The organism is Hydrogenophaga pseudoflava (assembly GCF_004353865.1).
Taxonomy (GTDB): Bacteria; Pseudomonadota; Gammaproteobacteria; order Burkholderiales; family Burkholderiaceae_C; genus Hydrogenophaga; species Hydrogenophaga pseudoflava.
Map to the genome: position 1 here is coordinate 1,709,688 of NZ_CP037867.1, position 25,601 is coordinate 1,735,288.

Here is a 25,601-nt window from a genome sequence, read left to right on the forward strand (position 1 = left end):
GGCTACCCGCCGTTCAGGCGGAACACCTTGACCGACTCCTGCATCACGGTGGCCTGACCCTTGAGCGAGGATGCCGCGGCGGCCAGCTCCTCGACCATGGCCGCGTTCTGCTGCGTGACCGAGTCGAGCTGGCCGATGGCCTGGTTGATCTGCGCCAGGCCCATGGTCTGCTCCTGCGCGGCGCTGGTGATCTCGCCGATCAGGGTGTTGACCTGCTGGACCGCATCAACCACATGGCCCATCGTGCTGCCAGCGTTGTTGACCAGCTCGCTACCCCGCTTCACCTGGTTGGTGGAGTCGTCGATCAGATGCTTGATTTCCTTGGCGGCTTCGGAGGTGCGCTGGGCCAGGCTGCGCACCTCGCCGGCCACGACGGCAAAGCCGCGCCCCTGCTCACCTGCCCGGGCCGCTTCCACGGCGGCGTTCAGGGCCAGGATGTTGGTCTGGAAGGAGATGCCTTCGATGACCTGGATGATCTCGCCGATGCGGCTGGACGAGCGGCTGATGTCTCCCATGGTCTGGACCACGGCGCCCATGGCCTCGTTGCCCTGGCGGGCCACGTTGGAGGCCCTGCCGGCCAGCGACGCGGCCTCCCGGGCCGAGTTGGCGCTGTTCTCGACCGTGCTGGTGAGTTCTTCCATCGACGCGGCCGTCTCTTCCAGGCTGCTGGCCTGTGCCTCGGTGCGCGCCGACAGGTCCTGGTTGCCGCCGGCGATTTCGCCCGAGGCCACCTGCACACCCTCGACCTCGTGGCGCACGTCGGTGACCACCGCCATCAGGTTCACATTGAGCTGGTTGAGCGCCCGGATCAGCTCGCCGATTTCGTCGGACCTGTCCGATTCCAGCCGGGCCGACAGGTCGCCCGCCGCCATCCGGTTGGCAAACGCCAGCACCTGTTCGACCGGGGCCACCAGCATGCGCTTGATGAACGCGGCGGCCACCAGCGAGACCACGGCGGTCACGGCGAACGCGGCGAGATGCACCCACTCTGGCATGCCTTCGGTGGCGCTTTCCAGGAACTGGACGCCGAACGCCAGGCCCAGGGTCAGCAGCGAGAGCTTGCGTCCCAAGGTGGGTCGTGTCCAATCGCGCAGCTTGCCGCGCCATCCGGTGCGGACCAGGTGGCCCCGGCGCAGCGCCAGGGTGCGTTGCCCCGATTCGGCTTCGGCGCGCATGCGGGCGTACAGCGACTCTGCCGCCTCGACCTGCTCCCGCGTGGGCTTGGTGCGCACCGACATGTAGCCGGTGACCTGGCCGTTTTCCAGCATGGGCGTGGCGTTGGCCATCACCCAGTAATGGTCGCCGTTCTTGCGTCGGTTCTTGACCAGCGCGCTCCATGGCGAGCCGCTCTGCAGCGTGGCCCACATGTCGCGGAAGGCCTCGGACGGCATGTCGGGGTGCCGCACCAGGTTGTGCGGCTGGCCCAGCAGCTCCTCCCGGCTGTACCCGCTGACCGAGACAAAGTTCGGGTTGCAGTAGGTGATGTGGCTGGTCAGGTCGGTGGTGGAGACCAGGGTGACGCCATCCGGGATGACGAACTCCTGCTGGGTGACGGGCAGATTGGTGCGCATAAGAGAAATCCTTTGGAGTTCGCTGAATGACTTTCGTCAAAGGCTCATCCGACTTGAGGCCGCCTGTCTCAAATTGAGACCTTTGGGCGGATCAAGTCTAGGAATTTCCCCGATGCGCAAAGGGCCGAGCAGCGCCAGCAAATGCCCGCTGTTCGAGGGGCTCAGCGCCTGGGTTCGATGTCCGAAGCCACGTAGGCGCCGTTGACCTTCTCCGCCCGGAAGCGCACCTGGTCACCCACCTTGAGCGGGGGCAGGGTGGCCGGGTTCCTGACCTGGAACACCATGGTCATGGCCGGCATGTCCAGGTTCGGGATGTCGCCGTGCTTGAGCGTGATCTTGCCGGCTGCCGTGTCGACCTTGCGGACTTCGGCGTCGACCAGCGGCAGCGGGTCGGCGGCGACCGCCAGCGTGGCGATCAGGCTGGTGGAGGCGATGAGCGTGCGCAGGAAGTGGGTCATGGGTGGCTCCGGGGTTCAGGTGCGGAAATAGGACTTGTAGGCGCGGCTGCTGCCGTCGCGCTGGACCAGGACCACGTCGTAGGGGTCCTTGCGGCCGCCGTACTCCGGGCCGTCCATGCCGGGGCTGCCAATGGGCATGCCCGGCACGGACAGGCCCAGGGCCTGGGGCTTCTCAGCCAGCAGGCGGCGGATCTCCGGGGCGTTCACATGCCCCTCGATCACATAGCCGCCGATCAGTGCGGTATGGCAGGAGGCGTACTTCTGCGGCATGCCCAGGCGCTGGCGCACCGCGGTGTTGCCGGTCTCGAAGACCTGCACCTGGAAGCCGTCGCGCTGCAGGTAGGCGATCCAGTCCTTGCAGCAGCCGCAGTTCGGGTCTTTCCAGACCTGCATCACGGGCAGGGCCTCGGTCTTGGTGGTGGGTGCCGCGGCGCGGGCCGCGAGGGTGGTGGCGCCGAGCAGGGCGGTGGCGCCGAGGAGGAGGGAACGTCGTTGCATGGTGTGCTCCATTCAGGAAAGGATCAGGATTTCGGGTTGACGCGGATGGTGCCGCGCATGCCGGCCTCGAAGTGGCCGGCGATCAGGCAGGCGAACTCGAAGTCGCCCGGGCGGTTGAAGGTCCAGGTGATCTCGCCGCGCTTGCCGGCGTTCACGTGGGCCATGTAGGGCTCGTCGTGCTCCATGCCAGGGTGCTTCTTCATCAGCTCGGCGTGGGCCTGCAGTTCTTCGCGTGTGCCGATCACCAGCTCGTGCAGCAGTTTGCCGCGGTTGGCGATGCGCAGGCGCACCGTCTCGCCTTCGCGCAGGTCCAGGTGCGCGGGCGTGAAGCGCATCTTGTCGTCCATGCGGATCTGAATGGTGCGCGTGGCCTCGGCCGGGGCGGCGGCGATGCCCCAGGGCTTCTGTTCGCGCACGACTTCGCGCATGCCGCCGGCATGGCTGTCGCCATGGGCGCGCACGGTGGCGGGCAGCAGGGCCGGGGCGGCGAGCAGGGCCAGCGTGTGCAGCAGCCGGCGTCGGTAGAAGGGAAAAGGGGTCATGGTGTCGTTGCGGTTCAGTGGTTATGGTGGCCCGCCGGCTTGCGGGCGGACGCGTCGGTCGGGGTCTGGGGATCAGCAGCGCTGCCAGGCGCGCGCGACGTGGCGGCCGGGGTCGGCACCTCGCGCGCCTGGGTGCCGGGCGGCATGGTGTACCAGCCCGGGTCGGTGTGGTCGCCGGGCTTCTGGTCGGCGCGCACCTTGAGGGTGGTGAACATGCCGCCCATCTCGATCGGGCCGTAGGGGCCGGTGCCGGTCATCATGGGGAAGGTGTTCTCGGGCAGCTCCATCTGCATTTCGCCCATGTCGGCCATGCCGCGCTCGCCCATGAGCATGTAGTCCGGCGTGTGGCGCTGGATCTTCTGCACCAGGCCGCGGTGGTCGGCGCCGATCATGGTCGGCACGCTGTGGCCCATGGCGCCCATGGTGTGGTGGCTCTTGTGGCAGTGCATGGCCCAGTCGCCGGGCTCGTCGGCGATGAACTCGATCTGCCGCATCTGGCCCACGGCGATGTCGGTGGTCACCTCGGGCCAGCGCGCAGTCTTGGGCACCGGGCCGCCGTCGGTGCCGGTCACCTCGAACTCGATGCCGTGGATGTGGATCGGGTGGTTGGTCATGGTCAGGTTGCCGATGCGCACCCGCACCCGGTCGCCCAGGCGCGCCACCAGCGGGCTGATGCCCGGAAAGACGCGGCTGTTCCAGGCCCAGATGTTCTGCTCCAGCATGGTGTTGACCTGCGGCGTGCGGCTGCCGGGCTCGACGTCGAAGGCATTGAGCAGGAAGCAGACGTCGCGCTGCACCTCGTTGATGAGCGGGTGTTTGCCTTTCGGGTGCGTGACCCAGAAGCCCATCATGCCCATGGCCATCTGCACCATCTCGTCGGCGTGCGGGTGGTACATGAAGGTGCCGGGGCGGCGCGCCACGAACTCGTACACGAAGGTCTTGCCCGGCGGGATCTGCGGTTGCGTCAGCCCGCCCACGCCGTCCATGCCATTGGGCAGGCGCTGGCCGTGCCAGTGCACCGCAGTGTGCTCGGGCAGGCGGTTGGTCACGTACAGGCGCACTCTGTCGCCCTCGACCACCTCGATGGTCGGGCCCGGGCTCTGGCCGTTGTAGCCCCACATGTTGACCAGGAAGCCGGGCGCCATCTCGCGCACCACGGGTTCGGCCACCAGGTGGAACTCCTTGACGCCGTTGTTCATGCGCCAGGGCAAGGTCCAGCCGTTGAGCGTGAGCACGGGGCTGTAGGGGCGGCCCGCGCCGGTGACGCCGGGCGGCGTCCAGGGCGGAGCGGTGTCGGCCGAGGTCTGCTGCACGGCCTCGGGAATGGCGGCGAGCGCGGCGCGGCCCACGCCGGCGGCGGCGAGCGCGGTGGCGGCGCCGGTGAAGAAGTGGCGTCGTTGCATCTCAGTGGTCCTCGGAAGCAGTGCCGGCGGAGGCCGACGGGGCATCGGTGGCGGTGGCGCGGTAGGGGCCGCCGGCCAGCAGCAGCTGCCAGTCGAGCCAGGCGGTCCAGTAGGCGTGGCGTGCCTGGGCGGCGGCGGTGGCGGCGGCGAGCCGCTCGCGCGTGGCGTCGAGCAGCTCCCAGGTGCTTTGCAGCATGCCGTTGTAGCGCAGCAGGGTTTCCTGCTCCTGCGCGGTCACCAACGGCAGCATCAGCGTGCCCGTCTGCCGGGCCAGGGCGTGCTGGTCCTGCAGCCGGCCCCAGGCCTCGCGCGCCTGCGAGCGGCGTTCCGTCTCGGCGCGGGCCAGGGCGGCCTGGGCCTCGGCGGCTTCGCCCAACGCGTGCTCGCGCGTGAGGCGGGTGTCGGTGATCACCGGCGCGCTGGCGGGCAGGCCGTCGGACGGCAGGGTGGCCACGGCGCCTTCGCGGGCACGGGCCAGTTGCTCCAGCAGGCCGCCCGGCAGGGCGCCGACCTGTCGTCCGGTGTCGAGCCGCTGCTGGGCCAGCGTCGCGTCGGCCGCGACGACACGCGAGGCGATGGTGTCGATGTCCGGTGTGTCCAGGGTCGCGGGCGGTTCTGGCAGTTCGGCGGGCAACTGCTGCGCCAGCGCCGCGACCTCGCTGGCACTGGTCAGCCCCAGCTCGCGCGCCAGGCGCTCGCGCGCACCGCGTTCGGCCTGCCGGGCCTGCACCAGGGCCAGGCCCTCGCGCGCCTGCGTCACCTGTTCGCGCAGCAGCCGGGCCTGGCTCCAGTTGCCCGCCTGCACCATGCGCCGGCCCAGCTCGGCGCCGCTGTCGGCCACCTCGCTGCGCGCCTGCTGCAGCGCCAGCGCCTGCGCGGCCAGCACCGCGTCCTGCCAGGCCTGGCGCACCCGGGTGATGTGGGCTAGCAGGGCCAGGTGGCGTTCGCGGGCCTGCACCGGGTTGGCGGGCGCGGCACCGAACAGCTCGGGCCGCAGCCGCAGGGCGCGGCGCACCGCCTCGTCGGCGGTCAGCGCCGGTCCGGGACGCGCCGGCGTGGCCGCTGGCGGCAGATTGCGCTGCTCCCACTTCAGCAGGTCGATGTGCCCGCGCGGGAACTCGCCCACGCGCTCGTTGGCCTCGCGCCACTGTTGCCGGGCTTCGCTCAGGGCCGGGTTGTCCGGCGGGGTCGGTGTCTGTGTCTGCGCCCACGCCGGCCACCACGGCACGGCGAGCGCAACAACGGCGGGCCAGGCCCGCTTCATTGCATTCATGGAAATCTCCTGAGGTCACGAACCGGTGCACCGCCCGGCCAGCGAGCGGACGCACCACGGGTGGGTGAGGTCAGGAAATGGGCGGCTTGTGCCCCGGGTGGGGCTGGGCGCTTGCAAAGCGCACGGCGCCGGCGGTCAGGCGCGAGGGGGGCAGGGGCTCTGGCCCGGCGGCTGCCCATGGCGTGGTCGCCAGCAGCGGGCCGTTGCAGATGTCGCAGGCGGCGTGCAGGGCCGTTTCGCCAGGGCTGGCGGGATCGGCCACCGCGTGGTCGGCACAGTGGGGCGCGGTGGCGGCATCGGCAACCGCGACGACCTGAGCCTGTTCCGGGGACGCCGCCATCGAAAGCACCATGGCGTCACCCGCCCAGGCCCGCCAGGGCAGGAGCACGATGAGGAGGACGACGAACCAGCGACGCATGGGGGAAATGATACGTCCCGGCGCGGAAAGTTCAGGCGGGCACGGCGGCCAGCTCGCGCCGGGCTTCCCGGACCACCGTGACCCCGGCGCTGAGCGCCAGCGCCGCCATCACCCCGGCGACAACCAGGTCGGGCCAGGCCGATCCGGTGCCGAACACGCCCAGCGCCGCCAGCATCACCGCCAGGTTGGACAGCGCGTCGTTGCGTGAACAGAGCCAGACGCTGCGCATGTTGGCGTCGCCGGTGCGGAAGGTGTAGAGCAGCACCGCCACGCCCGTGTTCACCACCAGCGCGATGGCCCCCACCACACCCATGGTGAGCGGCTCGGGCACGGTGCCGCTGTGCAGCACCCAGGCCGCCTTGCCGATCACGAACAGGCCGTAGGCGGTCATGGACAGGCCTTTGACCAGGGCCGCTCGGCTGCGCCAGACCACCGCCATGCCCAGCACCGCCAGCGACAGCCCGTAGTTGGCCGCGTCGCCGGCAAAGTCCACCGCGTCGGCCAGCAGCGACACCGAGTCGGCCTGCAGGCCGGCGGCCAGCTCGACCACGAACATGGCCAGGTTGAGCACCAGCGCGATCCAGAGCGCGCGGCGCCAGGCCGGGTTGCTGACGCTGTCGCGGCCGCGGGATTCGATGGTGCAGTGATCGTGGCATTCGCAGGACACAAGAAACCTTTCGCTGGAAGTGAATTCGTGCCACGATTGGAAACCTTCAAGTCACTTCAAGGTCAAGCCCCACGATGTCGCACACTTCAAACGAACCCCGGTGGAAGATCGGTGAGGCCGCGCGCCGCAGCGGCGTGGGCGCGGCCAACATCCGCTACTACGAGCGCGAGAGCCTGCTGGCGCCGCAGGCCCGTGCCGACAACGATTACCGCCTCTACAGCGAGGACGACGTGCACCGCCTGCGTTTCATCCGGCTGTGCCGGGCGATGGACATGTCGCTGGAGGAAGTGCGGTCCCTGCTCTCGCTGGACCTGGGCCGCAAGGCCGACTGCGTGCGCGCGCGCGAGGTGCTGGACGCGCACCTGGCGCATGTGCGCGAGCGGCTGGCCGAGCTGCGCGCGCTGGAGAAAGACCTGCGCGGCCTGCGCGACCGCTGCGACGGCTCCGACGACCACTGCCACATCATCGAGGCCCTGCACGAGCGGGCCGATGCGCCCCTGACGGAGGCGGCTGCCGCTGGCCCGCGGCGCCACGTCTGAATGCGCGGGCCGCGGCCTCAGCGGCCGGCCAGAGTGGCGCTGGCCTTGTCGATCCAGTGCTGCACCGCGCCGGTCAGGTCGTTCTGGCTGAAGGAACAGCTCTCCTCGCTGAACAGCGCGCTGCTCTCCAGACGGTCCAGCAGGTTGTTCAGCACCTCGGCGTAGCGCGGCGGCAAGGCGGCCAGCAGCACCGCGTCGCCGCGGGCTGCGGCCGAAAAGTCCTGCAAGGACAGTTCACCGCGGCGCAGTGCGTCCAGCGACTGCGTGAGCGCCGCCAGCCGAGCGGAGGGATCGGTGCCCATGGCAGTTCTCCTTCAGTGCCCCAGGATCTTGGACAGGAAGTCCTTGCTGCGGTCGGTCTGCGGGTGGTTGAAGAACTCCTCGGGGGTGTTCTGTTCCACCACCTGGCCCTGGTCCATGAAGATCACGCGGTCGGCCACGGCCTTGGCAAAGCCCATCTCGTGCGTCACGCACAGCATGGTCATGCCCTGGTCGGCCAGGCCGATCATCACGTCCAGCACTTCCTTGATCATCTCCGGGTCGAGCGCCGAGGTGGGCTCGTCGAACAGCATGATCTTGGGCGTGAGGCACAGCGCACGCGCGATCGCCACGCGCTGCTGCTGACCGCCGGAGAGCTGCAGCGGGTATTTGTTGGCGTGTTCGGCGATGCGCACCCGCTCCAGCTGCACCATGGCTTTTTCTATGGCCACGTTGCGCGGCATCCTGGCCACCCAGGTGGGCGAGAGGATGAGGTTCTCCAGCACGGTCAGGTGCGGGAACAGGTTGAACTGCTGGAACACCATGCCGACCTCGCGGCGCACCTTGTCGATGCCCTTGACGTCGTCGCCGACCACGGTGCCGTCCACCGTGAGCTTGCCCTGCTGGTATTCCTCCAGGGCGTTGATGCAGCGGATCAGCGTGGATTTGCCCGAACCGGACGGGCCGCAGATCACGACCTTCTCGCCCTTGGCGAAACTGAGGTTCACGTCGCGCAGCACGTGGTAGCCATTGCTGGCGTACCACTTGTTGACGCCTTCGAACTGGATGATGGGAGCTTCTTGTTGGGTCATGAGAGGCTTTCGTAGCGATGCATCGGGCGTTCAGCGGACTTTGCTGACAGCCGTGCGTTTTTCCACCCACAGGCTGTAGCGCGACATGGCGAAACAGAACACGAAATAGACCAGCGTGATGAAGAAATAGGCTTCGAGCTTGAACGGGCGCCAGTCGGCGTCGGCGTTGAGCGCCAGCGCCAGTGCACCGGTCAGCTCGTATAGCGAGACGATGGTCACCAGCGAGGTGTCCTTGAACATGCCGATGAAGGTGTTCATGAGCGAGGGCACGACGGTGGTCAGCGCCTGCGGCAGCACGATCTTGAGCTGGGTTTGCCAGTAGGTCAGGCCCAGCGTGGCCGCCGCTTCGGTCTGGCCCTTGGGCAGGGCCTGCAGGCCACCGCGCACCACCTCGGCCATGTAGGCCGCCGAGAACAGCGTGATGCCCACCACCACCCGGATCAGCACGTCGATGCTCACGCCGTGCGGCATGAACAGGGGCAGCATGAACGAGGCCATGAACAGCACCGTGATCAGCGGCACGCCGCGGATCAGCTCCACATAGAGCGTGCACAGGGTCTTGATGGCCGGCATGTTGGAGCGGCGCCCCAGGGCCACGAAGATCGACAGCGGGAAGGCCATCGTCATCGACACCACGGTGAGCATCACGGTCAGCGGCAGACCGCCCCACTGGTCCGTGGGCACCTCGGTCAGGCCGAGCACGCCGCCCTTCATGAGCGTGAAGTAGACGGCCAGCATCACCACCCAGACCAGCGGCAGCGCCTTGTTCCAGAAGCGCGGCATGCAGCTGAGGATCACCACGCCCAGCATCAGCGCGGTGGCGATCACCGGGCGCCAGTGTTCGGTGTCGGGGTAGCGGCCCATCACGATGAGGCGGCCCTTTTCGGCCACCACACCCCAGCAGGCGCCGATGCCACGCAGGTTGTTGCAGGCTTCGAGGTTGGCACCGAACACGGCGTTGAACACGCTCCAGTCCAGCGCGTGGGACAGCGCCCAGAATGCCACTGCCACCAGCGCCACGGTCATCAGGCTGTTGCCCACGCTGGAGAACAGGTTGGCCTTGAGCCAGGCAATGGCGCCGGTCTGCTGGCCCGGCATCGGGCGGGCTTCGATCGGTTGGTAGGTTCTCTGCATGTCAGCGCTCCTGGATGGCGGCACTGGCGTTGAACCAGTTCATCAGCGCCGAGGTGAGGAGGGAGAGCGTCAGGTAGACCAGCATCACGATCGACAGCGCCTCGATGGCGCGGCCGGTCTGGTTGAGCGTGGTGTTGGCAATCGAGACCAGATCCGGGTAGCCGATGGCCACCGCCAGCGAGGAGTTCTTGGTCAGGTTCAGGTACTGGCTGGTCAGCGGCGGGATGATCACGCGCAGCGCCTGCGGCAGCACCACCAGGCGCATGGACTGGCGCTTGCTCAGGCCCAGCGAGGCGGCGGCCTCGTGCTGGCCCAGCGACACCGACGAGATGCCCGAGCGCACGATCTCGGCGATGAACGAGGCGGTGTACGTCACCAGACCCAGCAGCAGCGCCAGGAACTCGGGACTGAAGGCCGCGCCTTCCTCGATCTGGAAGGTGCCCTTGACCGGCAGGTTCCAGCCGGTCGGCGCGCCGCCGGCCAGCCAGCCCAGCAGGGCCAGGCCGACGATGAGTGCCAGCGACACCAGCAGCACCGGCTTCTGCTGGCCGGTGAGGTCGAAGTGCTTGCTGGCCTTGCGGGCATACAGCCAGGACCCGACCACACCCGCCAGCAGACCGATGAGCGCCAGCGTCTGGCCCAGCTTCCAGACCGGCCAGGGGAAGGAAAACCCACCCTTGCTGAGGTAGAAGTGGCCCGCCTGCCAGGCCTCTTCGAAGGGGGGCAGGACTTCGGTGAAGACGATGTACCAGATCAGCAGCTGGAGGTAGATGGGCACGTTGCGGAAGAACTCCACATAGCCGTAGCAGATCTTGCGCGCCAGGAAGTTGCTGGAGAAGCGGCCCACGCCGATCAGGGTGCCGAGGATCGTGGCCAGCACGATGCCGATCACGGCCACCTTCAGGGTGTTGAGCAGGCCGATGGAGAAGGCCGTCCAGTACGTGCTCATCACGTCGTACGGGATCATGGTTTCGCTGACGTCGAAACCGAAGGGCTGGCCCATGAAGTCGTAGCCGCTCTGGATGCCGCGCTCGCGCATGTTGCGCAGCGTGTTGCGGACCAGCAGCCAGATCAGGGTGGCCACCGAGGCGATGGCGACCACCTGGTAGATGACGCTGCGGCCTTCGCGGCTGTTCCAGGATATCGAGCGCCGTTTTCTGGAGGGAATGGGGCGTGCCTCGATCATGGTCGTTTGGGACATGGTGGAAGCTCCGGGCGGGAGAGGCTAAAAAAATGGCACAAGTGCCCTACGAAACAAGTTCATAGAGCCCTTGTGCCTGCAACGGCCAAGTGCCGTGTGCGACGGGTCAGCGCAGCGGAGCGGCGTACATGAAGCCGCCGTTGCTCCAGAGGTTGTTCTTGCCGCGCGGCAGGTTGATCGGCGTCTTGGGGCCGACGTTGCGCTCGAAGCTCTCACCGTAGTTGCCCACGGCCTTGATGGCGCGCGCCAGCCATTCCTTGTCCAGGCCCAGGTGCTTGCCCAAGTCTTCCGTGGTGCCCAGCATGCGGCCGACCTGCGGGTCGGTGCTGGTCTTCATCTGGTCGACGTTGGCCTGGGTGATGCCGTACTCCTCGGCTTCGATCAGGCCGTTGAGCACCCACTTGGTGATGGCGAAGAACTCGTCGTCACCGCGGCGGATCATGGGGCCCAGAGGTTCCTTGGAAATCAGGTCGGGCAGGATCACGTGGGCGGCCGGGTCCTTGGCTTCCTTGGCGCGGATCGAGGCCAGACCCGAGGCGTCGGTGGTGTAGGCCTGGCAGCGGCCGGAGAAGTAGGCGCCGGTGGAGGCTTCCAGCTTCTCGAACACCACGGCCTTGATGCCCAGGTTGTTGGCGCGCGAGAAGTCGGTCAGGTTCTTCTCGGTCGTGGTGCCCGACTGCACGCAGACCGTGGCGCCCTTGAGCTGCTTGGCGCTGCTGATCTTGCCCTTGTTGACCAGGAAGCCCTGGCCGTCGTAGTAATTCACGCCCACGAAGTGCAGGCCCAGCGAGGCGTCGCGCGAGAGGGTGTTGGTGGTGTTGCGCGAGAGGATGTCGACTTCACCGGACTGCAGGGCGGTGAAGCGCTGCTGCGCCGTCAGTGGCACCCACTTGACCTTGGTGGCATCACCCAGCAGCGAGGCCGCCACGGCCTTGCAGTAGTCCACATCCAGACCGGTCCAGTTGCCGTTGCTGTCGGCAGCGGAGAAGCCTGCCAGGCCCACGTTCACACCACAGATCAGCTGACCGCGCGCCTTGATGGCGTCTATCGTTTTGCCCGCATGGGCGGGCAGGCTCATCAGGGCCGCCGCGGCGCCCAGTCCCAGGGCAGTCAGTTTGAGGGAATTCAGTTTCATCGGTCACTCCGTTTGTAGGGAAGTTGTGAACAGCCAGGGGCGAGGCGCACCAGGTCGGGGCGCCCCGCACCGCTGAACGACTGTATTACCGCCCAGCGGGCCGGGACATCGGGGTTTACGTGGGAAAACTATGCGAAGAATGTATGAACGCATGGCCCGCTCCGTGCCTGGCTGCATCGCATCAGCAGGTTCCATGCCAAAGACCTGTCCACGCGCCGTCTCCCCAGCGACATGCGTGCTTTCCTTTTTGCAGCGTCGGCCCGTATGCTGCGACCGAAAAAGCACACCAGGAGACAAGCCATGACGAACCCTGCCGCCACCAGCGCCGCACCCGCCGGCCTGCGCCCTCACCACCGCTTCTGGCCGCGCCGGCTGCCACACGCGATCACGCCACCGGCCACCTCGCTCTGGTTCAACCTGGAGGTCAGCGCCAGGCGCTACCCGAACAAGCCGGCCCTGGTGTTTTTTGACCGCAGCACCTCGTACCGCGAACTGCTCGAACAGGCCGAGCGTCTGGCGGCCCACCTGCACGCGCAGGGTGTGAAGGCCGGCGACCGGGTCATCCTGTTCATGCAGAACTGTCCGCAGTGGGTGGTGGCGCACTACGCCATCCTTCGCGCCAACGCGGTGGTGGTGCCGGTCAACCCGATGAACCGGGCCGAGGAGCTCAAGCACTACATCACCGATCCGGATGTGAAGGTGGCCATCGCGGCCGCCGATCTGGCGGGCGACCTGCTCAAGGCCAGCGCCGAACTGCCCGAGGCGCAACGGCTGTCGCATCTGGTGGTGGCCCACTACCACGACGCCATCGGACCGGACGCCGACATCCCACCGGCCTGGGCGGACTGGCTGGCCACCCGGCACCCCCTGCCGGCGCTGGCGGGCGGCACCGTGGCCGACTGGGCGGACGCACTGGCCTGCAACGCCGTGCCGCCGGTGCACGACCGCAGGCCCGAGGATCTGAGCGTGCTGCCCTACACCAGCGGCACCACGGGCTTGCCCAAGGGCTGCATGCACACCCACGCGTCGATCATGCACAACGCCGTGGCCGGGCAGTTGTGGACCGGTGGCACGCACGAGAACGTGGCGCTGCTGGTGGTGCCGATGTTCCACATCACCGGCATGGTGGTGGGCATGCACTGCGGGGTCTACACCGGCACCACCCTGGTGCTGATGCCGCGCTGGGACCGCGAGCTGGCCGGCCGCCTGATCTCGCAGTGGAAGGTCACGCACTGGACCAACATCCCCACCATGGTGATCGACCTGCTGGCCAGCCCGCGCTTCGACCAGTACGACCTCTCCAGCCTGGTCTTCATCGGCGGCGGTGGCGCGGCCATGCCGCAGGCGGTGGCGCAGCGCCTGTTCGAGCAGTTCGGCCTGCGCTACGCCGAGGGCTACGGCTTGACCGAGACCGCGGCGCCCTCGCACAACAACCCCGCCGACAACCCCAAGCAGCAGTGCCTGGGCATTCCCTTCCTGAGCGTGGACGCCCGCGTGGTCGACCCCGACACATTGCAGGAGATGCCGACCGGCGAAGCCGGCGAAATCATCATCCGCGGCCCGCAGGTGTTCAGCGGCTACTGGAAGCGGCCCGACGCGACCGAGGCCGCCTTCATCGACTTCAACGGCAAGAAGTACTTCCGCTCGGGCGACCTCGGGCGTGTGGATGAAGATGGCTACTTCTTCATCACCGACCGCCTCAAGCGCATGATCAACGCCAGTGGCTTCAAGGTCTGGCCGGCCGAAGTGGAGGCGCTGATGTTCAAACACCCGGCCATTGCCGAGGCCTGCGTGATCAGCACAAAGGACGACTACCGCGGCGAAAGCGTGAAGGCCGTGGTGGTGCTGCGCGAGGCCGCCAAGGGCCAGACCACCGAGCAGGACATCATCGACTGGTGCCGCGAGAACATGGCGGTTTACAAGGCGCCGCGCGTGGTGCAGTTCGTCGACGCGCTGCCCAAGAGCGGCTCGGGCAAGGTGATGTGGCGCCTGCTGCAGGAAAAGGAGTGAGCGCCGCTCACTCCTTCGGCACGATGTGCCTGTACGCGTGCCAGGTGGCGTGACCGATCACCGGCCCGGCAACGAACAGGCCCAGGAACACCGGCAGCATCGCCAGCAGGATGATGCCGGTGATCAGCGCGCCCCACAGCAGCATCACGCCCGGGTTCTGCAGGCAGGCGCGGATGCTGGTCAGGCCCGCGGAGATCGCGTCGACCTGGCGGTCCATGATCATCGGGATCGAGATCACGCTGGTGGTGAAGATCAGGCCGGCGAACACCGCGCCGACCACCGTGTAGGTGACCAGGAAAGCGATGTTCTCGGGGTCGATCAGCATCGCCAGGATGTTGGCCTTCTCCGGCATGGTGTTGAAGCTCACCGCAAACACCACCAGCGAGGCGCGGCCCCAGAGCATCTCCAGAATCAGCAACACGCCGGCGAAGATCGCCATCGTGCCCTTGGTGGGCCGCCAGGCCTGCAGCGAGGCGCGCAGCGACGGGCGGTGGTCCTGCGTCTGCAGGGCCTTGCTGGCGTCGTACAGGCCCAGGCACAGGAACGGGCCCATCAGCAGGAAGCCGGCACTGAGCGCGAGCACGTAGGCCGGTGCGTTCTGGAACACGGCCAGCAGCGCATGGCCCATCAGGAAGAAGCACAGGCCGTAGAACAGGCCGATGCGCGGGCAGCGACGGAAGTCGTCCCAGCCCAGCTTCAGCCAGCGCAGCGGGTCACCGGCGGACAGCGTCGCCAGTGGCAGCGAGAACACCGAGGGAGCGCGGGCTTCCGCCTCTGCATCCGGTCGTTCGTCGGTGGTTTCCGCGGTTTCGGCTTCCGGAGCGGAAGCGGGAACAGCGTGCGCTTGCAAGGCCTCGGCCATGGGATCTCCTGTTGATAAAAATCAATATAACCATGTGCGCATACAGGGTTTACATGGTTTTCCCGGAGACCCCGGTGTCCGCCGGGTCAGGGCGCCGAGGCCGGATGTGCGCTGGTGCGGTGTGTTCGGCGGACGGGCAGGTCGCTCTGCACCGAGCGCATGTGCAGGGCCAGTGCGGCGTCCAGGGTCTGGGTGTGTTTGGCGAACCAGACCGCCAGCTCACCCGCCATCTCCCGCACCGCCGCCATGTTGCCGGCGCGCGCCAGCGCCAGCCCCTCGCGCATGACGTTCAGCACCACCTTGTGCTGCATGATGTGGTTGTCTGCGGCGGCGAAGCGTGTGCGCTTCATCCAGTCGTCCTCGCTGCCGAAGTGCCGGACGGTGTGGTCGATGACCGCCGACCAGGCTTGCGGCAGTGTCTCGTCGGGCGCGGTTTGCGCCAGCGCCAGCAGGTCCACAAATGTGTGGTGCACCTCGTCCATGGGCGGGAAGTCCAGCAGCAGTGATTCGGACCATTCAACAGTGTTCATTGCGGTACCTCCGTCTGTTGAAGGCAGCTTGACAGCGTGCGCGCGGCCGATCCTTGATCCAGCGCAGAAATCGCGCGCAGACCAGGCAGGATCCGGCTGCTTTTTTGACCGGGTTTGCCCTAGCTCAGACCGCTACACTGCCTGCATGACACGCGCCTTCGACCCTCCCTATTCCCCCCTTGCCCAGTCCGACGCCCATCTGGCCCGACAGGGTTTCAGCCTGCTCGGCGCCAACGATGTGGCGGCCTGGCTGGGTGCCTCCATGGCGGATCTGGAGCGGCTGCACGGCGCCTGGAACGATCTGCCCGCGGATGGCTATCTGAAGGACGGTGGGCGCTACCGCCGCCGGCGCCACAGCTGCTTCGTGGTGGGCGGTGCGCAGGTCACGGAATCACCGCACCGGGCGCATTGGCAGCCGCTCGAATACAACGCCTTGCACGGCGGCATGCAGCGCTGGTTCGAGCCCATGGCGGCGGAGATGCGCGCCGATCCGCTGTGGCGGCGCATCCTGGTGCGGGTGGGTGAGGCGGTGTCGGCGCTGCACGGCGCGCGCCCCTGGTATGTGGAGGCGCACCCGTTCCGCATCGACACCACCGACGGCATCGGCCGGCCGACGCCCGAAGGCGCGCACCGCGACGGCGTCGACCTGGTGGCTGTTTTCATGCTTGAACGCCATGGCATCAAGGGCGGCGAGAGCCGGGTCTTCGAAGCCGAGGGACCGGCCGGTCAGCGCTTCACGCTGACCGATCCGTGGTCGCTGCTGTTGCTGGACGACGCGCGCGTGATCCACGAGACCACGCCCATCCAGCCGCTGGTGCCGGGCGAGCTGGGCTGGCGGGACACGCTCGTCCTGACCTACCGGCGCGCTGGTTTCCAGGGGGACTGAGGTTTCGCGCCGCTGGCGCGCGCTTCTGCATGGTCCCGGATGTCTGCGGGCAGCCGCGACAGCAGCCAGCGCAGTGCCATCGGCACGATGACCAGGTCGTCGACCACACCCAGCACCGGGATCATCTCGGGGACCAGATCGATGGGCGAGAGCAGGTAGAGCACGATGGCCGCCGTGCCCGCCTTGAGCCAGACCGGCGCGTCCGGATGGCCCAGTGCGTACCAGAGCCGTTTCGCGTCGCCGCGCACGGCCAGCCAGAGCACCGACAGACGTTTCCACATACGTTCACCTCCAAGTCGCTTGCGGTCCGGGGCACCCGGACCCAAACAAGTGTGGGGCGATGGACCACGTTGCAAGAGCAAGGTTCCCCGTGCGATCACCGTCGTATTGCGTTGGGAAAGTACATCGCCGTCAGGCTGCGGCTGTGCACGGGAGAAAAGCCTTCGGCCGCCGCGCCGCTGGCTGCGCCGTAACGCCGCCAGTCCCGCACCCAGTGCAGGGCGTCGCAGATCTCGACCAGACCAATCGTCTCGCGGTCGCCGATCAGGATGCCGTGCACCCGCAATCCCAGCCGCTCCTTGGCCTGGCGCAGCGCGGCCAGCGTGGCGGAGGTGAGGCCGAACTCGCCGTCGCTGACGATCAGCACGTCGGCGTCCTGCCAGCCCTGCTGCTGAACCTGTTCGATGGCGCGCTCGATCGGTGTCTGCACATCGGTGCCGCCGTCGAAGGCCTGGCCCATCAGGTCCAGCAGCGCGTCCAGTCCGGCGGCGTCGCGCGTGAGCGGCCGCTCCAGCAGCTCGCCCGGCCCGCCGAAGGCCAGCAGCCGGCAGGCGCGGTCTCCCGCGTGCGCGCTGCGCAGCGCCTGCAGCACGCAGGCCTTGGCCACGTTTTCGGGCGCGCCCTGCATCGAGCCCGAGGTGTCCAGGCAGACGATCAGCGGGCCGTGGCCCAGCGGTGCCTCATGCTGCCGCGCGGCGGCGCCCTCGGGCTGTGGGCGCGGGTTCGGCCGCGGTTCGCGCGCCCGGTCGTCGTAGGTCAGCAGCTGCGCTTCGGCGAAGCGGGCGCGCCACAGGCGGCGCAGCACCGGGTGGGTCAGGTTCAGGCTTTCGCTGCCGGTCATGCGGGCCAGCGCCCGCGAGCGGTGCACGCCGTCCACCGCGGTGGGTTCGGGCCGCCGCTCGTCGTCGTCCGTGGGCCGCGGCGCCGCCTGGTCGACGGCCTGCGCCTGCGGCGTGGCGGTGCGCGCCAGCGGCTGGTGGGCGGCCAGCTGGCGCCGGCCCACACCGTCGATGAACTGGGCCAGCGCCGGCAGGCGTTCGAGCAGGTCGCCGATGCGGCGTGCGTCGGCCCATTCGCGGCGATTGAGTTGGCCTTTGAGGTCGTCCCAGTTCAGGTGCGAGGGGTCGCCCAGCGACTTGAGCAGCGACATGGCTTCTTCCCAGCCCTGGCGCTGCAGGGTCCAGTTCTCGCGGAACTCGTCGGCCATGCGCGCGATGGCCTCGGCGCGGGTCTCGTTGGCGGGCCGTTCGATCAGGCTGTCCAGGTGCCAGAGCAGGCTTTGCTGCATCTGGCGGGTGAGCGAGGTGTTGCCCTGGGTGAGTGCGAGCAGGTCGAGTTCGGTCAGCAGGCGGCGCAGCGGCGCGACCGCCTCGGGGTCGCCCAGGTCCAGCGCAGCGTCGGGCAGGCGGCCGGCCAGCAGCGCGTCGTGCCAGGGTGCGGCCTGGGCCAGCCGGGCCTCGGCCGTGCCGCCGCTGCAGACCACCGACCAGCGCCACAGTTCGCGCGCGATGCCGTCGAGGTGGTGGTAGGGGCGGTCGGCGGGGGCCTTCATGCCATGGGGTTCAGGCTTGCCAGCTGACCGGCGTGGGCACGAAATCGGACGTGTCCTCGGCCAGACGGGGCAGGGCCGCAAAGCCCTCGTGCAACTCGGTCAACCGCGCCGCCAGCGCGTCCACCTGTGCGCAGCGTTGCGTGTGCACGGCCTCAATGCGCGCCATCCACGACGGCGGCAGCCAGCCGTGGGCGCGCGCCTGCGCGAGCACGACCCCGGCGGTCGCGTGCACCTCGTCCTGCACGGCGCCCAGCCGTTGCTGCACCTCGGCCACCTGCGCCACCCGGGCGCGGATGTGCAGCGCGCCGTAGCGCCGGTGCGCCCGTTCGCTGGTGATGCGCACGAGTTCGCTTTCGCTGCTCGGGCCGGCGATGGCGCGCGCCAGCGCCAGCTTGCCGGCGCTGTCGTCCTGCGCGTCGGCCGGGGCGCGGCGTTCCACATCCAGCTGCTGCTCAAATGCCGCCACCGCACGTTCCAGCCCGTCGATGGCCAGCGGCGTGGCCCGCGCCACGGTCTGCAGGAACCAGTCGGTCCAGCCGGGCACCTGGTCCGGGTCGGCGGCCAGGGTGAAGGGCAGCAGCCAGGTGTCCCATGTCGAGACCTCGCTCGCGTCGCGGCTGGCGGCCTGCACTTGCAGCAGGGTCGCGGTCTGGCGCCAGCGGCGGTCGGAGACGGCCTGCTGCGTGTGCTTCGCGCGTTCGCGGGCTGCAGACAGCAGGGCGATCACCTCGTCGCCCAGCCGCACGCGACCCGCCTGTGCGCGCAGCGCCTGCAGCGACTCGGAAGACAGCTGCGCATCCGGGTGCGCCTCGCCCTCGGGCAGGGCGGTCTGCAGCAGCGCGGCAAAGTGCGCGTCGTCCACCGGCATCACCGGCACGCGCAGCAGAAAGCGGTCGTAGAAGGCGTGCAGGCTCTCGTCCTGCGGCACCTCGTTGCTCGCGCCCACCAGGCAGACCAGCGGCACGTCCACGCGGTGCTGGCCGTTGTCGAAGCAGCGCTCGTGCAGCAGGCCGAGCAGGGTGTTGAGGATGGCCGAGTTGGCCTTGAACACTTCGTCGAGAAACGCGACCTCGGCCGACGGCAGGTAGCCGGCGGTCAGGCGCTCGTAGCGGTCGTCTTCCAGGGCCTTGAGCGACAACGGACCGAACAGCTCCTCGGGCACCGAGAAGCGGGTCAGCAGGCGTTCGAAATAGTGCGCGCCGGGCAGCAGGCGCTGCAGCCGGCGCGCGAGTTCGCTCTTAGCCGTGCCCGGCGGGCCGAGCAGCAGCACGTGTTCACCCGCCAGCGCCGCCAGCAGCAGCGCCCGCGCGGCCACGTCGCGCTGGAGCAGGCCGCGCTCCAGTTCGTCAATGGCGGCTGTCCAGCGCATGGCCTTACATGCGTTCAAAAATGGCCGCGATGCCCTGTCCGCCGCCGATGCACATCGTGACGAGGGCGTAGCGGCCGTTGACGCGCTGCAGCTCGTACAGCGCCTTCACGGTGATCAGCGCGCCAGTGGCACCGATCGGGTGGCCCAGCGAAATGCCCGAGCCGTTGGGGTTGACCTTGGCCGGGTCCAGGCCCAGTTCCTTGGTCACGGCGCAGGCCTGGGCGGCAAAGGCTTCGTTGGCCTCGATCACGTCCAGATCGTTGACCGACAGGCCGGTTTTCTTCAGCACGGCCTGCGTGGCCGAGATCGGGCCCACGCCCATGATCTTCGGGTCCAGGCCGGTGTGGGCGTAGCCGACCAGGCGGGCCAGCGGCTTGGCGCCACGGGCCTGCGCGGCCTTGGCGTCCATCAGCACCACGGCCGCGGCGGCGTCGTTGATGCCCGAGGCGTTGCCGGCGGTGACGGTGCCGTTTTCCTTCAGGAACACCGGCTTGAGCTTGGTCATGTCTTCGAGCTTGCAGCCCGCGCGGAAGTGTTCATCGGTGGCGTAGGCCACCTCGCCCTTCTTGCTCTTGAGCATGACGGGCACGATCTGGTCCTTGAAGCGGCCTTCGGCGGTGGCGCGCTCGGCGCGGTTGTGGCTTTCCACCGCCAGCGCGTCCTGCATCTCGCGGGTGATGCCGTACTTGGCGGCCACGTTCTCGGCCGTCACGCCCATGTGGATGTTGTGGAAGGGGTCGTGCAGGGCGCCGATCATCATGTCCACCATCTTGGTGTCACCCATGCGGGCGCCCCAGCGCATGTTGAGCGACGCGAACGGCGCGCGGCTCATGCACTCGGCGCCGCCACCGATGGCGACGTCGGTGTCGCCCAGCAGGATGGATTGCGAGGCGCTCACGATGGCCTGCAGGCCGGAGCCGCAGAGGCGGTTGACGTTGAAGGCGGGCGTGCCTTCGGCACAGCCGCCGTTGATGGCGGCCACGCGCGAGAGGTACATGTCCTTGGGTTCGGTGTTCACCACGTGGCCGAAGACGACGTGGCCGACATCCTTGCCTTCGGTGCCCGCGCGGGCCAGGGCCTCGCGCACGACCAGGGCGCCCAGTTCGGTGGGCGGGCTGTCCTTGAGGCTGCCGCCAAAGGTACCGATGGCGGTACGGACAGCGCTGACGACGACGACTTCACGGCTCATGGAATGCTCCTCTGTGGATGGGGTATGGGGTCAACGGCACATGGTAAGGCCAGCACCCTTACGCCGGCCTTGTGCCACGTCAAGCAGAAGACAGGCTCAGACCGTGTGCCGCGCCAGCAGCTTCAAGCGCCCCGGCGCGGCGGGGTCGGCGCGGGTCAGGAACAGCTCGCCCATGGCGGGGTGTTCACCGGTCAGCGCCGTGATGTTCACCTGGTGCGTGACCAGCACCCAGTTGACCGGCGCGCGCAGGGCGGCGACGGTCTCCAGCACCTCGCGGGTCTGCTGCCCCGAGTCGCCCTGACCCTGGAAGAAGGAGTTGATGGCGGGCCACACGGTGTAGCGACCGAAAGCCAGCCGCGCGGTGTCGGTGCAGCGGCACCAGGCGCTGCTGCGCACCGCGGCGATGGCGATGTCCTCGCGCCGGAAGGCCTCGCCCACACGGCCTGCCTGTGCGCGACCGGCGGCGCTGAGGTTGCGCTGCGTCTCGCAGCGGCCGAACGTGAAACCCGGCGGGTCGCCCACGCCGGGTTCGGTCTGGGCGTGGCGCATCAGCACCACGCAGCCGCCCTGGCGCAACAGGGGCCAGAAGCCGCCTGGCCCGGACTGGGCCTGGACCAGACCGCAGGCCGCACCGGCCGCCAGCAGCAGCGTCTGGCGACGGTTCGGGTGGAGGGTTGTGGTGGGCGGTGGCATGGGGTTGGCGCGGGTTCGCGGACCGGCGATCAGCCCCGCACGTCGGCCACGGGCTCGCCGCCAAAGTCCGGACGCTGCAGCCAGGCCAGCACCTGGGCCGCCGCGTCCTCGGGGCTTGTGAGCTGCTGCTGGCGCTGGAGTTCCACGAAGCGCTGGAGGTCGGGGAAGCCGGCGGGGTCGCCCGCGCGCAGCTGGGTCTGCATGTCGGTGTCGATCACGCCCGGGGCCAGTGAAACGATGCGGGCGCCATGCTCGCGGCGCGCCTCGTCCAGCGCCACACAGCGCGAGAAGTGGTCCATGCCGGCCTTGGCCGCGCAGTAGGGCGCCTGGGCCGCCATCGCCCGGCGCCCCAGGCCGGATGAGATGTTGAGCACCTTGCGCGGGCCGCGCCAGCCGGCGTCGACCCAGGCGCCGCTGGCGTTCAGGAACGCGGCGGTCAGCAGCATGGGTGCTTCCAGACCGACCCTCAGGGCCCGGGCGATGCCGTCCGGCGGGCAATGCTCCAGCGGCGTGATCTCCGGGATCACGCCGGCGTTGTTGATCAGGGTGGCGCTGGCCAGGCTGGGCGCGTCCAGCTGCGACAGCCACTGCTGCAGGCGCGCCGCGACGGGCGCCGGGTCGGCCAGGTCCACGGGCCATTGGAGGACCGTGGCGCCCTGTGCCTGGGCCAGGGTATCGAGTTCGGGGTTGGTGTGGCGCGAGAGGCAGAGCAGGAGGCGGTCCGGCGCGACCAGCTGTCGCGCCATCGCCAGCCCCAGTCCGCGAGAGGCACCTGTGAGGATGACAAGGTCTTGCATGCCACCAGTGTGACAGGCCCGGGGCAACCTCAGAACGGGCAGGGTGCCTCGAAGCGCATGGGCTGGTCGGTCGCCGGGTGCGGGATCTCAATCGCCTGGGCGTGCAGCAGCAGGCGCGGGGCCATGGCCTGCTGCGCCACGCTGGCGTACAGCGGGTCGCCCACGATGGGAAAGCCGATGGCCATCAGGTGCACGCGCAGCTGGTGCGAGCGGCCGGTGACCGGTTCCAGCTCCAGCCGGGTCGAGCCCGGGACCGGCGCCGGTTCGGGCGCGAGGCGCCAGCGCGTCAGGCTCGGCTTGCCGATGTCGTGGTCGACCTTGCTGCGCGGCCGCGCCAGCCAGTCGACGATCAGCGGCAGGTCGATGCTGTTCCAGCCGTTGTCCGGCTGCGGGTTGTGCAGCTCGCCCGCGACGGCGGCGATGTAGCGCTTGTGCACCCGGCGCTTCTCGAAGGCCAGGCTCAGGCGGCGCTGGGCGTCGATGCCGCGCGCCATCACGATCAGGCCCGAGGTCGCCATGTCCAGCCGGTGCACGATCAGGGCGTCGGGGTACTGCGTCTGGGCGCGGGCGCTCAGGCAGTCCTGGTTCTCCGGCCCGCGGCCGGGCACGGCCAGCAGTCCGGCCGGCTTGTCGAACACCAGCAGGTGCTCGTCGGCGTGGATCAGCGGCAGGGCGTGGGGGCTCACACGATCCGGCGCAGGGCCGCCCCAAGCCGAATCAGCCCCCTCGGGGGGCAGCGACCCGCGTAGCGGTGGAGCGTGGGGGCTCATGGTGCCTCGAGCGCGCGGCGCGCTTCGTCGGCCGGCAGGCTGCGCGCAGCACCGAAGCCGGCGACCTGGCGCGCGCCCAGCAGCTGCAGCCGGACGAAGCGGAAGTCGCCCAGCGTGGTCATCATCCCGGCCTCCGGGAAGCGTTGCAGATAGACCGAGCGCGACACCTCGGCTTCGGGGCTGCCGGGTTCGGCAAACCGCGCCAGCGCATCCAGCGTCACGCGCGGCAGGGCGTGCACCGGCTCGCCCTCGGGCTCGGCCGCACACACCAGCAGCGAGACGCGGGGCGTGCGCTGCATGTTGCCGCTGTGGGCCGCCAGACCGCTGACGTGCAGCACCAGTTCGCTGGCGGTACTGTCGATGGCGAAGGGCACCATGGAAACGAACACGCCACCGTGTTCGTCGAGCGTGCCCAGCGCGGCGGTGCGGCGCGCCAGCAGCAACTCGCGCAGGGCCCGGGTCAGGCTGTGTTCTCCCAAGGGTGCCCCCTCAGCGGACAACGATCTCGGCCCGGCGGTTGCGCGGCTCCGGCACGTCGTCGTCCGTGGGCACCACCGGTTCACGCTCGCCGCGCCCCACCGGTTCAATCAGTTCGGGTCGTACGCCCTTGCCGACCAGCAGGTCGCGGATGGCGTTGGCGCGCTCCAGCGAGAGAACGTCGTTGGCGTCGGCCGCGCCCTGGCGGTCGGTGTGGCCGACGATCACGATTTCGCCACCGCTGCGCGCGCGGGCGGCGACCACCACCTGGTCGAGTTCGGCCGCCGATTCGGGGGTGAGGTCGGACGTGCCCGGCTGGAAGTTGAGCGTGAAGCGCTGCGGTGTCGGAGGCACCAGCTTCAGCAGCGCGGGGTAGCGCTCGCGCACCTCGGCCTCGCTGGACTGGGCCGGCTGGAGCTCACCCTTGTGGCCCAGTTCGGCGGCGGCGTAGGGGGAGGCCAGGTCGGCCGAGCCCTGGGTGGTGGACACCACCACGGCGGTGGGGCGGTCGGGCTGGGGCAGGAGGATCACCCGGCCGGCCGGTGCGCAGGCGGCGCACAGGGCGACTGCGGAGGCGGCGGTGATGCACCTGATGAGGGGAAGCGTCATCGGCGCAGTCTACTATCGTCACTCCAGTGGTGACGCAGGTAGTAATAGAGCGGCTCGGGCCTGGGGTTGGCCTCGACGATGAAGTCGGTGCCGCGCACGCCGACCACCGCAGTCGGGGTCTTGACCTTGAAGCGTTCGGGGTTGACCCGGGCCAGCAGACCGGTGACCACACGCACCGAACCCTGGAGCAGCTCCACCAGCAGGTTGCCCTCCTGGGTGGTGGAATCAAACCGGTACTGGCTCAGGTCGGCGGTGCTGTCAGGTCCAATCACCATCACTGTGCCGTCCTTGAGCACCATGCTGGCGGCGCCGTCCTTGCCGGTGCGGATGCGCTGTCCTGCTCGAACGGCCTCACCCGGCTGAACGGCGCGGCCATCGCCGCCACCCAGCCGCACCTCGCCCTGCACCTGCTTGAAGGTGCCGGCACGGGTGTCGGGCGCGATGTCTGGGGACTGTGCCGCTGCCACGGAAGCCGCCAGCGCAAGCACAACGGCGGGCGAGGTGCGGAACAGGCGGCGGGCGGACAGGGCGGGCATCTTTACTCCAAATGGTTTAACTCGGCATCCTAGTCGCTGCATTTCGCGTGGCACAAGGCATGCACCTACAATCCGCGTCCCGACCGGACTTCCAGTGACATGCGTCACGTTTCTGTCGGCCCCAACCCCCTTTGCCGTGATGACTCCGACCCTGCTGCTGGCGCCGATGGAAGGCCTGCTCGACGCCACGCTGCGCGATGTGCTCACGCGCACCGGCGGCGTCGACCGCTGCGTGAGCGAGTTCATCCGGGTCACCGACACCCTGCTGCCCGAGCGGGCCTTCGTGCGCGTGGTGCCCGAGCTGCTCAACGGCGGGCGGACCCGGGCGGGGGTGCCGGTGCGGCCGCAACTGCTCGGCTCGGACCCTGTCTGCCTGGCCGAGAACGCTGCGCGGCTGGCGGCGCTCAGCCCGTTCGGCGTCGACCTCAACTTTGGCTGCCCGGCCAAGACCGTCAACCGCAGCCGGGGCGGTGCGGTGCTGCTGGACGAGCCCGAGCTGATCGGCCGCATCGTGGGCGCGGTGCGGCGCGCGGTGCCGGCGCACCTGCCGGTGTCGGCCAAGATGCGGCTGGGCTACGGCGACGACCGCGTGGCGGAGGACTGCGCGCTGGCCATCGCCGGGGCCGGTGCCGACGAACTCGTGATCCATGCGCGCACCAAGGCCCACGGCTACCGGCCGCCGGCCTACTGGGAGCGTATCGCCGAGGTGCGGACCGTGCTGCCGGCCAACCTGCCGGTGATCGCCAACGGCGAGATCTGGACCGTGGCCGAGGCGCAGCGCTGCCGCGAGGTGACGGGTTGCGACAGGCTCATGATCGGCCGCGGCATGGTGACCGACCCCGGCCTGGCGCTGGCGATCCGGGGGCAGGGCGGTGTGGCGTGGTCGCAGATCCTGCCGCTGCTGTCGGTGTTCTGGGCCCAGGTGTGTGGCCGGGTGGAGCGGCGGCACCGCGCCGGCCGGCTCAAGCAGTGGCTGAACTACCTGCGCAAGCGCTATCCAGAAGGTCAGCGCGCGTTCGACGAGCTGCGCGAGTCCAACGACCCGGCCCATGTGGAGGCCTGGCTGCAGGCGCAAACGCTGCCACAGGAGCCCATGCCCGTGCCAGCAGCGGAAATTCCGGTGGCGTGCTAAG

At 69.1% G+C, this 25,601-nt stretch carries 29 protein-coding genes; 4 read left to right on the forward strand and 25 right to left on the reverse strand.

What is annotated here, in order from left to right:
• Positions 1 to 2 precede the first annotated feature (2 nt).
• From HPF_RS08350 to HPF_RS08385, 8 genes are all read right to left on the reverse strand, one after another.
• Positions 3 to 1,571, reverse strand: a complete 1,569-nt coding sequence (locus tag HPF_RS08350; protein WP_133156304.1) for a methyl-accepting chemotaxis protein — start codon at positions 1,569 to 1,571, stop codon at positions 3 to 5.
• 161 nt (positions 1,572 to 1,732) lie between these two features.
• A complete protein-coding gene (locus tag HPF_RS08355) occupies positions 1,733 to 2,029 on the reverse strand; it encodes a copper-binding protein (RefSeq protein ID WP_133156305.1) in 297 nt (98 codons plus the stop codon).
• A 15-nt stretch (positions 2,030 to 2,044) separates the two neighbouring features.
• Positions 2,045 to 2,527 carry a DUF411 domain-containing protein gene (locus HPF_RS08360; RefSeq protein WP_133156306.1) on the reverse strand — a complete coding sequence of 161 codons (483 nt, stop codon included), beginning with the start codon at positions 2,525 to 2,527 and terminating at the stop codon, positions 2,045 to 2,047.
• Between the two features lie 23 nt (positions 2,528 to 2,550).
• On the reverse strand, positions 2,551 to 3,069 hold the full coding sequence (locus HPF_RS08365) for a cupredoxin domain-containing protein (RefSeq protein WP_133156307.1): 519 nt from the start codon (positions 3,067 to 3,069) through the stop codon (positions 2,551 to 2,553).
• Between the two features lie 14 nt (positions 3,070 to 3,083).
• Positions 3,084 to 4,472, reverse strand: coding sequence for a multicopper oxidase family protein (locus HPF_RS08370; protein WP_079365019.1), 1,389 nt, complete (start codon positions 4,470 to 4,472; stop codon positions 3,084 to 3,086).
• A 1-nt stretch (position 4,473) separates the two neighbouring features.
• Complete coding sequence (locus HPF_RS08375; protein ID WP_133156308.1) at positions 4,474 to 5,745, reverse strand: TolC family protein; 1,272 nt, start codon at positions 5,743 to 5,745, stop codon at positions 4,474 to 4,476.
• 70 nt (positions 5,746 to 5,815) lie between these two features.
• Entirely contained in the window at positions 5,816 to 6,163 is a 348-nt protein-coding gene (locus HPF_RS08380; protein ID WP_079365021.1) for a hypothetical protein, read from the reverse strand.
• A gap of 31 nt (positions 6,164 to 6,194) precedes the next feature.
• Positions 6,195 to 6,830 carry a cation efflux transmembrane domain-containing protein gene (locus HPF_RS08385; RefSeq protein WP_133156309.1) on the reverse strand — a complete coding sequence of 212 codons (636 nt, stop codon included), beginning with the start codon at positions 6,828 to 6,830 and terminating at the stop codon, positions 6,195 to 6,197.
• A gap of 74 nt (positions 6,831 to 6,904) precedes the next feature.
• Between HPF_RS08385 and HPF_RS08390 the strand changes: the two genes are divergently transcribed.
• Positions 6,905 to 7,369: a Cd(II)/Pb(II)-responsive transcriptional regulator gene (locus tag HPF_RS08390; protein WP_133156310.1), complete on the forward strand. Its 465-nt coding sequence runs from the start codon at positions 6,905 to 6,907 to the stop codon at positions 7,367 to 7,369.
• 17 nt (positions 7,370 to 7,386) lie between these two features.
• On the opposite strand, the gene HPF_RS08395 is transcribed toward HPF_RS08390, so the two are convergent.
• The 5 genes from HPF_RS08395 to HPF_RS08415 all read right to left on the reverse strand — a co-directional run bounded on the left by HPF_RS08395 (position 7,387) and on the right by HPF_RS08415 (position 11,852).
• Positions 7,387 to 7,671, reverse strand: a complete 285-nt coding sequence (locus HPF_RS08395) for a hypothetical protein (protein WP_066150517.1) — start codon at positions 7,669 to 7,671, stop codon at positions 7,387 to 7,389.
• A 12-nt stretch (positions 7,672 to 7,683) separates the two neighbouring features.
• On the reverse strand, positions 7,684 to 8,439 hold the full coding sequence (locus tag HPF_RS08400) for an amino acid ABC transporter ATP-binding protein (RefSeq protein ID WP_066150520.1): 756 nt from the start codon (positions 8,437 to 8,439) through the stop codon (positions 7,684 to 7,686).
• A gap of 30 nt (positions 8,440 to 8,469) precedes the next feature.
• Positions 8,470 to 9,573, reverse strand: coding sequence for an amino acid ABC transporter permease (locus HPF_RS08405; RefSeq protein ID WP_133156311.1), 1,104 nt, complete (start codon positions 9,571 to 9,573; stop codon positions 8,470 to 8,472).
• 1 nt (position 9,574) lies between these two features.
• Positions 9,575 to 10,774, reverse strand: coding sequence for an amino acid ABC transporter permease (locus HPF_RS08410; protein WP_243721703.1), 1,200 nt, complete (start codon positions 10,772 to 10,774; stop codon positions 9,575 to 9,577).
• 106 nt (positions 10,775 to 10,880) lie between these two features.
• On the reverse strand, positions 10,881 to 11,852 hold the full coding sequence (locus tag HPF_RS08415; protein WP_243721762.1) for an amino acid ABC transporter substrate-binding protein: 972 nt from the start codon (positions 11,850 to 11,852) through the stop codon (positions 10,881 to 10,883).
• 357 nt (positions 11,853 to 12,209) lie between these two features.
• Between HPF_RS08415 and HPF_RS08420 the strand changes: the two genes are divergently transcribed.
• Complete coding sequence (locus HPF_RS08420; protein WP_207959333.1) at positions 12,210 to 13,919, forward strand: long-chain fatty acid--CoA ligase; 1,710 nt, start codon at positions 12,210 to 12,212, stop codon at positions 13,917 to 13,919.
• Between the two features lie 7 nt (positions 13,920 to 13,926).
• Here the strand turns inward: HPF_RS08420 and HPF_RS08425 are convergent, their stop codons facing one another.
• Complete coding sequence (locus HPF_RS08425) at positions 13,927 to 14,781, reverse strand: DUF2189 domain-containing protein (RefSeq protein WP_133156312.1); 855 nt, start codon at positions 14,779 to 14,781, stop codon at positions 13,927 to 13,929.
• Between the two features lie 86 nt (positions 14,782 to 14,867).
• Positions 14,868 to 15,311, reverse strand: a complete 444-nt coding sequence (locus HPF_RS08430) for a bacteriohemerythrin (protein ID WP_127803586.1) — start codon at positions 15,309 to 15,311, stop codon at positions 14,868 to 14,870.
• A gap of 145 nt (positions 15,312 to 15,456) precedes the next feature.
• On the opposite strand from HPF_RS08430, the gene HPF_RS08435 reads away from it, so the two are divergent.
• A complete protein-coding gene (locus tag HPF_RS08435; protein ID WP_133156313.1) occupies positions 15,457 to 16,197 on the forward strand; it encodes a 2OG-Fe dioxygenase family protein in 741 nt (246 codons plus the stop codon).
• Here HPF_RS08435 and HPF_RS08440 read toward each other — a convergent pair.
• The 10 genes from HPF_RS08440 to HPF_RS08485 all read right to left on the reverse strand — a co-directional run bounded on the left by HPF_RS08440 (position 16,167) and on the right by HPF_RS08485 (position 24,468).
• Positions 16,167 to 16,478 carry a YkvA family protein gene (locus tag HPF_RS08440; protein WP_133156314.1) on the reverse strand — a complete coding sequence of 104 codons (312 nt, stop codon included), beginning with the start codon at positions 16,476 to 16,478 and terminating at the stop codon, positions 16,167 to 16,169. The two genes, HPF_RS08435 and HPF_RS08440, sit on opposite strands and share 31 nt — an antisense overlap.
• 95 nt (positions 16,479 to 16,573) lie before the next feature.
• Positions 16,574 to 18,028 carry a VWA domain-containing protein gene (locus HPF_RS08445; RefSeq protein WP_133156315.1) on the reverse strand — a complete coding sequence of 485 codons (1,455 nt, stop codon included), beginning with the start codon at positions 18,026 to 18,028 and terminating at the stop codon, positions 16,574 to 16,576.
• A 10-nt stretch (positions 18,029 to 18,038) separates the two neighbouring features.
• Positions 18,039 to 19,397: an AAA family ATPase gene (locus HPF_RS08450; RefSeq protein WP_133156316.1), complete on the reverse strand. Its 1,359-nt coding sequence runs from the start codon at positions 19,395 to 19,397 to the stop codon at positions 18,039 to 18,041.
• 4 nt (positions 19,398 to 19,401) lie between these two features.
• A complete protein-coding gene (bktB, locus tag HPF_RS08455) occupies positions 19,402 to 20,586 on the reverse strand; it encodes a beta-ketothiolase BktB (RefSeq protein ID WP_133156317.1) in 1,185 nt (394 codons plus the stop codon).
• Positions 20,587 to 20,682: 96 nt separating this feature from the next.
• Positions 20,683 to 21,279, reverse strand: a complete 597-nt coding sequence (locus tag HPF_RS08460; protein WP_133156318.1) for a histidine phosphatase family protein — start codon at positions 21,277 to 21,279, stop codon at positions 20,683 to 20,685.
• A gap of 29 nt (positions 21,280 to 21,308) precedes the next feature.
• Positions 21,309 to 22,076: an SDR family NAD(P)-dependent oxidoreductase gene (locus HPF_RS08465; RefSeq protein ID WP_133156319.1), complete on the reverse strand. Its 768-nt coding sequence runs from the start codon at positions 22,074 to 22,076 to the stop codon at positions 21,309 to 21,311.
• A 29-nt stretch (positions 22,077 to 22,105) separates the two neighbouring features.
• The gene (locus HPF_RS08470; protein ID WP_243721704.1) at positions 22,106 to 22,762 is read right to left on the reverse strand and encodes an RluA family pseudouridine synthase; all 657 of its coding nucleotides are present in this window, start codon (positions 22,760 to 22,762) and stop codon (positions 22,106 to 22,108) included.
• 80 nt (positions 22,763 to 22,842) lie between these two features.
• The gene (locus HPF_RS08475; protein WP_079365910.1) at positions 22,843 to 23,325 is read right to left on the reverse strand and encodes a HugZ family pyridoxamine 5'-phosphate oxidase; all 483 of its coding nucleotides are present in this window, start codon (positions 23,323 to 23,325) and stop codon (positions 22,843 to 22,845) included.
• A 10-nt stretch (positions 23,326 to 23,335) separates the two neighbouring features.
• Entirely contained in the window at positions 23,336 to 23,932 is a 597-nt protein-coding gene (locus tag HPF_RS08480) for an OmpA family protein (protein WP_133156321.1), read from the reverse strand.
• A complete protein-coding gene (locus tag HPF_RS08485) occupies positions 23,929 to 24,468 on the reverse strand; it encodes a FecR family protein (protein WP_165961668.1) in 540 nt (179 codons plus the stop codon). The genes HPF_RS08480 and HPF_RS08485 overlap by 4 nt, the downstream gene beginning before the upstream one ends.
• A gap of 139 nt (positions 24,469 to 24,607) precedes the next feature.
• Here HPF_RS08485 and HPF_RS08490 point away from each other — a divergent pair, with 139 nt between their 5' ends.
• Positions 24,608 to 25,600, forward strand: coding sequence for a tRNA dihydrouridine synthase (locus tag HPF_RS08490; RefSeq protein WP_243721705.1), 993 nt, complete (start codon positions 24,608 to 24,610; stop codon positions 25,598 to 25,600).
• The last annotated feature ends 1 nt before the right edge of the window (position 25,601 follow it).